Raw genomic sequence first — 11,728 nt, 5'->3', positions numbered from 1 at the left:
ATGGCATCTAATGCACTCGCTCTCATCTACCATTCTTCGTACAATCTCGAATTACCGGGTCATGTGTTCCCGGCTCATAAGTATTCTCATCTTTATAATCGTGTCAAAAGAGATCCTGTATATGCATCTTGGGACATTTTGCTACCTAAAAAAGCAGAAGAGGCTGACTTAGAACTCGTTCATACAAAAGAATACTTGGACGATTTGTTTAGTTATGAACATACTTCGCGTACGATGTATTCAGAACTTCCGCTTAATCGAAGTATTGTGGAAAGCTTTATGTATGGCGTGGGTGGAACGATAATGGCATCAGAACTTTCAAAAACTTCGCAATTTGCTTTTAATATGGGCGGAGGTTATCACCATAGTTTCCCAGACAAGGCAGAAGGGTTTTGTTATTTGAATGATGTAGCTATAGCTATACGAAAACAAAAAGAAACAAATCCAGAATTAAACGCACTTATCATTGACTTAGATTTGCACCAAGGCAATGGGAATTCTTATATTTTTCAATATGATGACAAAGTTTTCACATTTTCGATGCACCAAGGTAATCTTTATCCAAAAAAAGAAGTATCTAACTTAGATGTGAACTTAGAACCGAATACAAAGGATGATGAGTATTTGACTACGTTAGAAACATCCTTAAATCAAATCCGAAAAGAATTTGATTCCAATATAATTTATTATGTTGCAGGAGCGGATCCTTATGAAGATGATTCTCTTGGAGAATTAAAAGTTTCGATGAAAGGATTGAAAGAAAGGGATTTGATGGTTCGCAAATTTGCAGAGTCGTTAAATGTTCCATGTGTTGTGACACTTGCTGGTGGTTACGCTCGTGACTTTCGTGATACCGTTGAAATTCATTTTAATACGATCACGGCATTCGGTGAAAAATAATGGGAGTATTCTCTTCTACAGACAAAAAGAAAAACGAATCTGATTGGCTGAATTTAGATGATTTGTCTTTAGTTGATGTCTCCAAAGAACTAAACACTTCGCTCAACATGGAGCCGCGGTTGTTTAATCGGTTCACACATTATGAAGTGGAACAATTGTTAGTAAGTGCTGGATTAATCTCAGCCGTTGAAAAACGAGGATTCCCAAACCCAATCATCGAATTAGAAATTCTTAACAATTTTGATAATCGTATTTATATTAAAACTGAAACTAAAAAGATATTGGTTCATACTCGCTTGAAAGTATCACAATTTCAAATGAAAGGTGATGATGAACAATTCCCAATGATTTATATCGACTGGCTTCTCACACAAAATATAAATTTTGAGCCTGGAGACATCAAAAAGGAATTATACTTTGGACAAGAGTATCCTGGACTCAATGTTTTAAATGAATTCACAGAATTCATTCGAGTCCTTTCAAAAAGATTGGGAACATCAGGAGCTTTTAATGTACCTGAATACTTTCACGATGCAGTCTTATTTTCACGAAAGTTTCGTTTTATCGATCCAGAAAAAGAAGGAACATTCCGTGCCCTTGTGAAAAATTTTCGTGGTACCAATCTACGAAGTTTATCTTCTCAAATTCATCAGAACAGAGTTCGTTATGAAAATGGGGAACCGTATGAGTGGAAGTATGGAGAGATGATTTCCTGCACCGACCCCTATTTAGAAAAAAAAGTCTTCCATGAGGCTTATTTTAAAAAAGTAGAGGAAGTCAAAGAAAAACTAAAATTCACATTGGTCTCAAAATAAGACCAAGTTTTGCCGATACATCTAGTAGATGTCCGAGTATTCTTTTAAACCTGAGATCCTAATCATTGACGATGACACAGAAATCTGTGAAACTTTAGAGCTCATTATCAATGGACTGGGTTACTTCGTTCGGTATTTTACCAATCCATTACAAGGTTTGGAATACTTTGAGGCCGAAAGAAATCCAATCGTCTTTTTGGATGTCAATATGCCACATACCTCTGGGTTGGATCTATTACCAAAAATCAAAACTTATGATTCTAAAACCCAAGTTCTAATGATGACTGGGGAACATGACATTCAAACTGTTGTTTCTTCGCTTTATCATAGGGCATCAGATTTTATTTTAAAACCTTTTCATACAAAATCAATTGAAGCGGCAATTTCAAGGGCATTTGAATATTATAATTTCTTAAAAGATAAGGAATCGATGGATGAGTCGATCAAAAGGGATCTTCGGTTGGCTGCAAAAATCCAGTCAAAAACTATGAACTTGCCCCAGATCAGACACAAGATATTTGCAGATATCAAACCAGTGAGTTTTGTTTCAGGAGATTTTTTTCAAGTTTTGCCTCTGGATGAGGATCGTACTTTGATTTTGATGGGCGATATAGAAGGACATGGTGTAACTTCTGGTCTCATTGCTATTCTGATGACAACGATACATAAAGAGTTGGCTAGAACAACAACGGTTGCTCCTTCTGAATTGCTTGTTCGGTTGAACGGAGAACTTTGTAATGCCATCGGAACTCATAGTATGACAGCGATTAGCATCGTTGTAGACCATCTAAAGAAAAAAATCACCTATGCGAGGGGTGGTCATCCGTTTCCAATTGTATTTCAAAAAGAAAGTCGGGCACCATTGATTTTACAAGACCAATCGGGGCAAATTTTAGGGATATTGAAAGAAATGGAATTTGCTGAAAATGAAATCCAGGTGGAAACAGGAGATGTTCTTTTTTTATATTCGGATGGTCTTCTTGCTTCTAGCACACATCCACTGGTTCAAACTTTGATCCAATTGCCTGGTGGGGCCAATCGGATTGAGGGTATGAAAACAGAGATCACAAACTACATTCAATATTTAGAAACTTCTTCTAAAGCTGCGGATGACATATCTTATTTGCTTCTAGAGATTTAATATATTTTATATTTGTTTTGGTGGCTTCTGTTAAAAATTGACCTAGTATAGCTTTGGATCGGAACTTTTCATCTTCGAATCCTTTTTTCCAATTGGCTCTATGTGCCTTCATTTCGCGAATGATATCTAATTTTTCCGGAAAATCACAAAGTTGGTTTGTGATTGTTTGTCCTTTGTAAAATAAAAAATCACCTTTTGCAAAAAACTTTTTATCATCTTTAGACAGAGTATTGATATATGTTCTATTTTCTGCCACATAACTATGAATTGTTGTTTTTGTTACTTCCCATAGAAGTTCTTTTTCTGAATTTGTTCTGTTTAAATTCGTTGCTGAAATAAGAACAACTACTGTCCCAAATAAAAAAACAGGAATCCATTCGAGGTGGATTGTTTTTGATTGGATCCAAAATTGATGTGCAAGAAAGGTAATTGGTAACCAATAAAACCCCATTAAGTCCCAATCCGCTGGAAAACCTAACTGAGGGTTATGAAAAAATCCATGAAGAAAAAAAGCAAGGATAGCAACTATAATGACTTTTGACTCAGGTCTTTTGAGAAAATTTTTCCACTCAGTTCGGGAAAAGAAAAATTGATACAGTAAAAATAAAGACGGAATGGATACATTCCAGTACAAAACGGATAGTATTTCCTTGATGTGGTTCAAGGAAATGAGTCGGTTTTTTGGATAAAACGGAGGATGAATTAAGTGTGTACTATTTCTATCAATGGACGGGTCATGAAAAAATAAAAAATACAGAAACCATGGAAGAAGGATAGTAAATCCGATTAGACTACAGATAACTAAATGTTTGATCTTCTTTTCTTTTGGGGAATGAAAATACCATAAGTAAACCAAAAGAAAAACCAAATATCCTGAAACCAAATGAAACAACATTGATACTGCAACAAGAATAGTTGCTCCATATAACAATAGATCATTATTTTGGGGAGTTTTTACATACTTGGATACAAAAATATACAGAAGTAAATGATTTGCTGTCACAAGAGTATAGTTTTCTGCGTAACCAAAGTTTAGTAGAATGCCACCTGACGAAAGTAAGATGAGTATAGATAGTGAATTTGATTTTAAATTTTCCTTAGCTGTCCATAAAAAGCCAAAAATCACAGCGATCCCTGCCAGTTGGGATAAAAAAGTATAAGAAATTCTTGGGTCATCGGAAAAACCTAAATATGATAAAAAGTTGGAAACTAGGCTATGAAGGACGGTCTCAAGAATTTCATCCAGGGTGAATTGAAATCCAAATAGTTTGGTTTCCAAAAGATTGGTTTCTAGAAGGAGGAGTCCATCCCCCCAATCCATATTGCGAATTGGAAACAATACCAAACAGATAAAGAAAATAAATGCAATGATCCAATCCGGATATTTATATTGTTCCAAATTTTTGAAAAAAACAAAACCCTTTGTTTTTCCATAAAGAACTAGCGATTGGAGAAAAATAAAAAAAAGGGCAACAATACAATAAACAAATGAGTCTGCTGGAAAAAACCAAGGTGGATTGGGTAGAAATTGGCAAACCAAAAGGAATAGATAAGGGAAAAATAAAAATGCTGTTTTCATAAAGATTCTTTTTCGTAGTACTCTTCTGGGATTTCTTTTGCAGTTATGAAAGGGAAATGACCCTTACGGATATTAAAAAAGATAAGTTCTGGAAGGCTATAAAATACAGTCTCAGTTCCTTTTGAAAACCTATTTCCTTTATCAAATGGAGCGGTGATCACTCCCACTGCCGTATAACCAATCCCCCAAACTGCATTAAACAAACCAAAGATTGGACGATCCCAAATCGTTTCTTCCGTAAAAAATAAAAATGAATGATCGATGGGGTTTGTTTTATAAATTTTTGAAGTGAGGACAAATCGATCTTGAAAATACTTTTCTGAAAACTGGCTAAGTTGTTTTCGTTTGAGATTTCTGTAGGATGGGTAAACTTTGATTTGTTTTGTATACTCACTGGATTCCAGTTTCAAAGCAGCCACTGATGGAACAAAATTAAAACTAATCACTTTTTCCGAGAGAGGTTTCCAAAAAACTTCATTTCCGATTTTTCCTTCTGGAAACATTTCGTTCATATAACGAATGAGTTCTGTTGTACAATTTTGATCCACCAAATGATAGGAATATAGATTTTGAATTCCTTTTGTGTAAATTTCTAGATTTTCTTTTTTTGAGATATTTTTATTTGAATCATTTAGCTCTATTTTTTGATTCAATTTGTTTTGATATGGATTGTAACCTTTCCAATTGAATTCGATTCCTTCTGTGAAACTTTTTGAATCTAAAAAAGCTTGGTATCTTGTCAAAAAAGATTCCCAATTAAAAAAAAGAATGGGATCATAACCCGAAGAAAAGTTTTTTTTATTGGAATCAAATAAAATAGCATATTCCTCTTCTTTAGCAATTTTTATGGATTCAGGTATTTCTATTTCAGGGAGATAAGTAAAACCTTCTAGATTTTTTTTAGGAAAGACAATCTCTCCTTCTTTAATCGACCTTTGTACATAAAGAATTCGAATGAGTAAGGTCATTTCTTCCCAGTCATTACATTCTATTTCAAAAAGACAGGAACGTAGATCCTTTGCTAAACGACTGAGATGACTTCCCCAAATTTTTTTTTCCGTTTCATCCAGTTGGAAGTTAGGTCCTTTTAATTGCAGAAATGCTTGTTCGTAAATTAAAACTGGATCTAAGAGAAACTTACGAACAAAAATTCTTTTTTGTATGATTTTATATTGTTCTGTTTTCGTTTGGAGGGAAGAAACCAGAGGATAGGGTGAATCGGTTTTGGGTAGTAATCGTATGTCTTCTGTTAAGTGTAGATTTTTTTCAGTTTTCTCCCATTTCAATATGTTTGTTCCCAACTCTTTTTTTTCATCTTCTGAAAGAGAAAATAAATCCACAAATGAAGAATTTTGATCAGGGATATTTGTAAAATAACCAAAACCTGAAATGGGTAAGGAAAATTGGTATTCGGTATTCTTTGTTTTTAAATTTTCCCATTCGTCCTCCAGTTTTTTTTGGTTTTGGATATGTGTTTCTTGGACCAAATAAAGTTCATTCCATTTTTGGCGCAAAAGACGTTTGGATTGTTCGGATAAATTCCATTCGTAGAATTCTATATTACGATTTTGTACAACTCCATATTGGAATCGAAATTGATCCCATGGTTCTCTGACTATGTGAAAGATTTTGTCTTCGAAGGAATACTGCAAATGGTAGACTCTGTCTCCCAAACGCAGAGCTGAATGCCCACCACTGGACTGCCCGGAATTTGAATCTATATACAAAAAACCAAAAGGATTTGGGTTCGGGTTCGATTCTATGGTAGTAAAAAATAAAAAATAGATGAATAAAAAAAAGAAGGAATGGGCGGTATTTCCCCGCCCAAAATGGATCTGAATTATAGATTGTACCCGTTTAAGATTAGTTTTGCGACAGTGACGTTTTGTTTTGCTACATCTTCTGCTACGATTTTCATTTCAGATGGAAAAAGATTTGCTTGTTTTAATCCTTGTCCAATCGCAATGTATGTAGCGCTGTTTGATCTCCAAGCAACTACGCCGTGAGATTTTGCAATCAAAGAGAGTTGGTTTTCTAATTCTTGTTTTTGGTTTTCGTAACGAATTTGTAAAGCAACGCTTGCAATGATATCTTCTTTGTACTCGTTCATTGCTTTTTCTTTTCCGCTGTCAGAAATAGAAGAAATACTATTAGAAACTGATTTAACTAGTGCAGAAGCGGAATCAGAAACGGACACTCCCAATCGGCTAATGCTACCAGAAGCAGAATCCAAAATGGAGCAATTGTTAAATGAAATTAGTACCGCAATTACGGAAACTATACTCAAATGTTTGATCATACGCATAAAAAACCTCTTACGACGAATTGCAGAAATTTTAAGTCCAAATTAGAAACCGTCAATTAATTTTCTAAATCAAACAGAGACAACTACAGACCCAAAAGCTGGTAGTGTGATTTCAAAGTGGCCACCAATCATTCGAAGGTTTACCATGGTTCCTGTCCAGAAGTCCAAAAATGGTTCCTTTGTTTTGAGCCCTTGTGGGATTGCCACCTGGATGGTCCGTTCTTCTTCTGTTGGATTCCAAATTCCAAGATAACCTGCGGGATTGTACATTGCCGTAGGGAATTCTTCTTCAAAAATCCCAATTGGTATCGGTGTATAAGCCTGACATTCCCTGTTGAGTTGGAATGCCTTTTTTAAAAGATCCAAACGGTCTGTCTCTAATTTTGTCAAATCATCAGAGACAAGTAACATCCCACCTGACACTGCCATGACGGAGGCCATAAGTTTAGTTTGTGCCTCGTTCATTTTGTTTCTTTTTTTACGAACGAGTAAACAATCAGGATCATTTAACCATAGATGCCTGTGCATTGAAGAACGAGTGATGTCGTTGATGAGGGCAGTTCTTGTGCAAAGTGCATCTCTATCTTTTAAGAATACACGAAGTTTTTCAGGATACCAAAAAGGAGCAACATCACAAGAGATACGCATCCCATCAAAAATTCCCACTGAAGGTAACATTGGTGCTCCACATCCAAGTAAAAATGTGTTTTTTCCAACAACCTTACGAATTAGCTCTAATACATTTCTATAGCGAGCTTGTGGCGACAAACTTTTGTTATATACATCACCAGGGAGTAAACCAGCATAAAGAAAATCCAATTTTAAATAAGGATAGCCCCATTCTTTGACAAGGGTAGAAAAAACTTTTTCTATATAAGCTAGAGCCGTTGGGTGTGTAATATCAAGTGCATAAGTATAACCTCTTCCCCAGAGCGGTTGGTAAATGGCAGGAACTGGTTTTCCGTTTTGGTCTTTAAGGATGGCTTCTGGATACTTACGAAAGAATTCTGATTTTTTTCGAACAAGGAAAGGAGCCAGCCAAATTCCTGGTTTTAGTCCTACTCGTTTGATTTCATCAGCAAGGATTCGCATCCCTCCAGGAAACTTATCGTTTGGAACTAACCAATCTCCAATTTCTTTTTGGTACCCATCATCAATTTGAAAAAACTCAAATGGTAAGTTTAATTCTCTAACTTTTGTTAAATTGTCTAAGATGGTTTTTTGGTCAATTTTTGTGTAATAATAGTACCAAGAACACCAACCAGTAGGAACTTTTTTCGGTAAGTTACCTGGGCCTTCTTTTTTTCCTAATTCTTCAAAGTATTTAGCTAGTTTTCCTTCTGGATTCCCTTTAAAAGATAGAACTTTTATTTTTGCGATGCTGAATTTTGTATTTGGACGAAGGTCGGGCAAACAATGAATATCGTATATTACTTTAACGGAAGTTATATTTCCTGGTTCTCCAAAGACAATTTCAAATTTAGTTCCGAATTCTCCCTGTTCGATGGGAGCATACAAAACACCATTTCCCGAATCTCTATTAAAAACAAGGGCTAGGTATTCAGAAATAAACTTACCTACCTTTGATTCATGTTTTGAATAAATATTTTCCTGGGAGTATTGTAAAAAAGATAAAAAAGGCGGTTTGTCTACGGATGTATTTTCGACTTTTCTTGAGATGGACCAAGATTGGTATCCATGTTGGAAAAGAGAATATCCATTTCCTTCTGGAAGAAGGGACAATTCTAGTTCCAAATGGTCTACCGAAAATCCAACTTCAGGTCTTGTTGGTTCTCGCCAAATGAGTTTGGGACTAAGGACGGTTCCTGATTTTTGATCCGTAGTGGAAGGTAATAGAAGTTCGAATTTTTTACATTCGGATTGGTAAACCCCTGCCTTTACAGGAAGAAAGTTGGAAATGGTGACGGAATTATGAACTCTGTATTGAATTTTCATCTTGGAAAAATCTATTTGATGATTTTGTTAGGGTGGTTTCCATAGTAAGCCATTATGACCCAAAAACGTTCAACTATAAAACCAGTCGTTCTTCAGGGTGACCTGAACGAAGATTTCTTTGAAGCCTTCAAAAAAGATGACCGGTTGGCCGTGGACTGTGAAATGATGGGACTCAATCCTAGAAGGGATAGACTCTGCGTCGTACAAATTTCCGATTCTAAAAATAAAGTCGCTCTCGTTCAAATTCTTCCTGGCCAAAAAGAAGCCCCACACATCCAAAAATTATTTGAATCCAAAGAGATCACGAAGATCTTTCATTTTGCACGAATGGACATGACGTTTTTACGTGCAAGGCTCGGGATCAAAGTTCAAAATGTATTCTGTACTAAAATTGGAAGTAAACTTGCGCGAACCTACACCGACAAACATGGGTTAAAAGAACTGATTCGTGAATTTTTTGAAGAAAACATCGATAAAAAAAATCAAAGTTCGGATTGGGGAAAGAAGATCCTCACCAAAGACCAGGTAGACTATGCATCGACGGATGTTCGGTTTTTGATTGCACTAGAATCCATCCTTACTGAGATGATGATCCGCGAAAATCGGTTTGCATTAGCAGAGCGTTGTTTTGGATTTTTAGAAACCCAAGTAGAACTGGATCTTTTGGAAGTACCAAATCTTTTCGAACACTAATGGCAAAAAAACAACTCCCCCAATACCAATGTAAATCCTGCGGGGATAGTTTCAGCCGATGGGCTGGGAAATGTCCATCTTGTGGGGAGTGGAATCAAATTGAAGAAGTAGAAAATACTTCTGCAGGTAGGTTTGATTCTCCAATTTCACTGAAACCGAAAGATAGAAAATACACAGATCCTAAATCGATTGGTTCTGTGGTGAGTGATGCCCACACTCGCACCTCAACTGGTTTTAGCGAATTGGATTTGGTGTTTGGTGGTGGGATAGTTCCCGGCAGTTTGGTGTTAGTTGGTGGCGAGCCGGGAGTTGGAAAGTCCACTTTGGTTTTAGAGATTGCCAAAAACATTGCGAACGAAGGTTCCGTTTTGTACATTTCAGGAGAAGAGTCTGCCTCCCAAATTGGACTTCGAGCCAAACGCATGGGTGTCACCTCCAAAAACATATTATTATCATCCGAGGTGTATGCCGAAAATATTTCACAAATGATTTCGGATTTAAAACCCAAAGTGGTTTTTATCGATTCCATCCAAACCATTTTGAAAGAAAGTTTAGTCAACCAAGCCGGAACCATCACGCAACTCAGAGAGTCTTCTCAAGTATTTTTGGAGACTGCCAAAAGAACATCGGTTCCTATTTTTCTCATAGGCCATATCACCAAAGAAGGTCAGATCGCCGGTCCAAAGGTCTTGGAACATTTGGTGGATACGGTTCTGTATTTTGAAGGGGATCGGTTTAATTATTATCGCATCCTCCGCGCCGTTAAAAACAGGTTTGGTGCAGTAGGTGACACAGCAATTTTTGAAATGGTCTCTGGAGGGTTAAAACAAGTACTAGATCGCCACCGATTGTTTATCTCTCCTGAATCAGAAGAAAGATCAGGTAGTGTTTTATCGTCAGTGATGGAAGGATCTCGTGCCATTGGTGTGGAAGTTCAGGCCCTTGTTACCAAGTCCTCTTACGGGCAGGCCCGTCGTATGGCAGAAGGTTTGGACAATCGACGTGTGATTCTACTTTCAGCTGTTCTTGAAAAATATTTGGGATTCCCATTGTCCGAATCAGATATATTTAGTAACCTTGCTGGTGGGCTTAGCATAGATGAACCAAGCCTTGATTTAGCCATTGTCGCATCTATTGCCTCTTCGTTTAAAGACAAACCAGTTTCCAGAGAGATTGGATTTCTTGGTGAAGTGGGGCTTTCTGGAGAAGTGAGGAGTGTGGGCCAAATCAGTTTGCGACTGAAAGAACTGGCTGGGATCGGAATATCCAAAGTTTATATTCCCCAAGGGAATTTTAAAGAAGTGGACGGACTTTTTTCTTCTTTAGAACTCATTCCTGTCAAACACTTACAAGAGTTAGGTTTTTGAGTTTAGAAACTAACGTCCTTTTTTAAGGACATACAGACACTTCTTCGATTCGTAAATCATCATTATATATTGTTCCAGAACCAACTGTTGGTGAAGCATAGAGTCCAAAGTGAGCCTGTTCTAATACTCCACATCCTCCAGAAACACTAGCCGTTGAAATTAATGTTCCATCCATCCACACTTTCGCCATTCCCCCCGAAGGAGAAAAGTCAAGACAGGTTGTGAGTTTTGTCCACTGCCTTTGTGGAAAACTTGTATTTGTATTTTGGAATGTATGTTGGCTTTGGTTGTGATTGGGAACATGCATTAAATAAGCATAATTTTTGGAATCGATATTCACCAGAACCACTCGTCTCCATTGGTCACTGGGATCTGCTGAAAAAGTAGCAAAACTAAACCAGTCAACACTATTCGGTAGATTCATATCCAAGTAGGCATAAAACTCAACTAACACAGGTGTTTTGAATCCACCTGATGGAAGTTTGTTGAGCTGTATGGTGGGATATCCTCTATGATTACAATTTTGTGGATAAAAACAAGTGGGACCTACGGACAAGATAGATGCTTTATGGGAATATGTGCCCGTGCGTTTTTGTTCTGTACTTTGTCCATGAGTGGCTACCGATTGGTAAGGCGAGGGAACAATATAGAAAGAAGAAAATTCCGAGGCCGATTCAAAGCTAGTCTGGAAGATCCTTCCATTTTGAGTTTTTGTCAATTGTTCGCTCGTGCAAGTGATGGTGGTTGCTGCTTGGTAAGCGAGTAGAGTCCCCGCTAAAATTTCTGTTGTTTGGTCTTCTTCATTTTTTTGGCACTGGACTTGAAAAGTGGCAAGTCCCAAACATATTCCCAAAAGGAAGATGCGGTGCCATTGGTTTCTGTTCGTTCCCATCAAAACCTATAGACGAACTAAGTTCGTAAAAACAATCGCCAATTTAGTTTGGACGATCCCGTTGAGGTAAATCCCCGAAT

At 37.0% G+C, this 11,728-nt stretch carries 10 protein-coding genes; 5 read left to right on the top strand and 5 right to left on the bottom strand.

The genetic code is table 11. The features are described from left to right. Genes CLV96_RS07225 through CLV96_RS07215 form a run of 3 tightly spaced genes read left to right on the top strand, consistent with a single transcriptional unit; the run spans position 1 to position 2,856 of the window. Positions 1-900 (top strand): histone deacetylase family protein, encoded by a 900-nt coding sequence (locus CLV96_RS07225; protein WP_035982948.1) that lies wholly within the window; start codon positions 1-3, stop codon positions 898-900. Next, the gene (locus tag CLV96_RS07220; RefSeq protein ID WP_004787566.1) at positions 900-1,715 is read left to right on the top strand and encodes a hypothetical protein; all 816 of its coding nucleotides are present in this window, start codon (positions 900-902) and stop codon (positions 1,713-1,715) included. The genes CLV96_RS07225 and CLV96_RS07220 overlap by 1 nt, the downstream gene beginning before the upstream one ends. A 28-nt stretch (positions 1,716-1,743) precedes the next feature. Continuing rightward, positions 1,744-2,856: a SpoIIE family protein phosphatase gene (locus CLV96_RS07215; protein WP_004785951.1), complete on the top strand. Its 1,113-nt coding sequence runs from the start codon at positions 1,744-1,746 to the stop codon at positions 2,854-2,856. Here the strand turns inward: CLV96_RS07215 and CLV96_RS07210 are convergent. The 4 genes from CLV96_RS07210 to CLV96_RS07195 form a co-directional block, all read right to left on the bottom strand. Next, positions 2,813-4,435, bottom strand: a complete 1,623-nt coding sequence (locus CLV96_RS07210; RefSeq protein ID WP_004785047.1) for a hypothetical protein — start codon at positions 4,433-4,435, stop codon at positions 2,813-2,815. The genes CLV96_RS07215 and CLV96_RS07210 overlap by 44 nt on opposite strands. Then, entirely contained in the window at positions 4,432-6,162 is a 1,731-nt protein-coding gene (locus CLV96_RS07205; RefSeq protein WP_004786778.1) for a hypothetical protein, read from the bottom strand. Before CLV96_RS07205 ends, CLV96_RS07210 begins: the two co-directional genes overlap by 4 nt. Before the next feature lie 113 nt (positions 6,163-6,275). After that, entirely contained in the window at positions 6,276-6,734 is a 459-nt protein-coding gene (locus CLV96_RS07200) for a putative lipoprotein (RefSeq protein ID WP_004787474.1), read from the bottom strand. Positions 6,735-6,809: 75 nt separating this feature from the next. Then, on the bottom strand, positions 6,810-8,696 hold the full coding sequence (locus CLV96_RS07195) for a glycoside hydrolase family 36 protein (RefSeq protein ID WP_004787051.1): 1,887 nt from the start codon (positions 8,694-8,696) through the stop codon (positions 6,810-6,812). Positions 8,697-8,750: 54 nt separating this feature from the next. On the opposite strand from CLV96_RS07195, the gene CLV96_RS07190 reads away from it, so the two are divergent. Next, positions 8,751-9,389, top strand: a complete 639-nt coding sequence (locus CLV96_RS07190; protein WP_004786512.1) for a ribonuclease D — start codon at positions 8,751-8,753, stop codon at positions 9,387-9,389. Beyond that, positions 9,389-10,756 (top strand): DNA repair protein RadA, encoded by a 1,368-nt coding sequence (radA, locus tag CLV96_RS07185; RefSeq protein ID WP_004786615.1) that lies wholly within the window; start codon positions 9,389-9,391, stop codon positions 10,754-10,756. Before CLV96_RS07190 ends, radA begins: the two co-directional genes overlap by 1 nt. 22 nt (positions 10,757-10,778) lie before the next feature. Here the strand turns inward: radA and CLV96_RS07180 are convergent, their stop codons facing one another. Next, positions 10,779-11,648 (bottom strand): heparin lyase I family protein, encoded by an 870-nt coding sequence (locus CLV96_RS07180; protein WP_004787570.1) that lies wholly within the window; start codon positions 11,646-11,648, stop codon positions 10,779-10,781. Between the last annotated feature and the right edge of the window lie 80 nt (positions 11,649-11,728).

This window comes from Leptospira meyeri, from assembly GCF_004368965.1.
Lineage (GTDB): Bacteria > Spirochaetota > Leptospiria > Leptospirales > Leptospiraceae > Leptospira_A > Leptospira_A meyeri.
This window is presented reverse-complemented; position numbering and strand designations above follow the sequence as displayed.

Bases quoted from the DNA above. Each gene is read 5' to 3' on its own strand.
- CLV96_RS07190 (WP_004786512.1), top strand. From the start codon at position 8,751: ATGACCCAAAAACGTTCAACTATAAAACCAGTCGTTCTTCAGGGTGAC.
- CLV96_RS07180 (WP_004787570.1), bottom strand. From the start codon at position 11,648: ATGGGAACGAACAGAAACCAATGGCACCGCATCTTCCTTTTGGGAATA.
- CLV96_RS07225 (WP_035982948.1), top strand. From the start codon at position 1: ATGGCATCTAATGCACTCGCTCTCATCTACCATTCTTCGTACAATCTC.
- CLV96_RS07215 (WP_004785951.1), top strand. From the start codon at position 1,744: ATGTCCGAGTATTCTTTTAAACCTGAGATCCTAATCATTGACGATGAC.
- CLV96_RS07200 (WP_004787474.1), bottom strand. From the start codon at position 6,734: ATGATCAAACATTTGAGTATAGTTTCCGTAATTGCGGTACTAATTTCA.
- CLV96_RS07195 (WP_004787051.1), bottom strand. From the start codon at position 8,696: ATGAAAATTCAATACAGAGTTCATAATTCCGTCACCATTTCCAACTTT.
- CLV96_RS07220 (WP_004787566.1), top strand. From the start codon at position 900: ATGGGAGTATTCTCTTCTACAGACAAAAAGAAAAACGAATCTGATTGG.
- CLV96_RS07210 (WP_004785047.1), bottom strand. From the start codon at position 4,435: ATGAAAACAGCATTTTTATTTTTCCCTTATCTATTCCTTTTGGTTTGC.
- radA (WP_004786615.1), top strand. From the start codon at position 9,389: ATGGCAAAAAAACAACTCCCCCAATACCAATGTAAATCCTGCGGGGAT.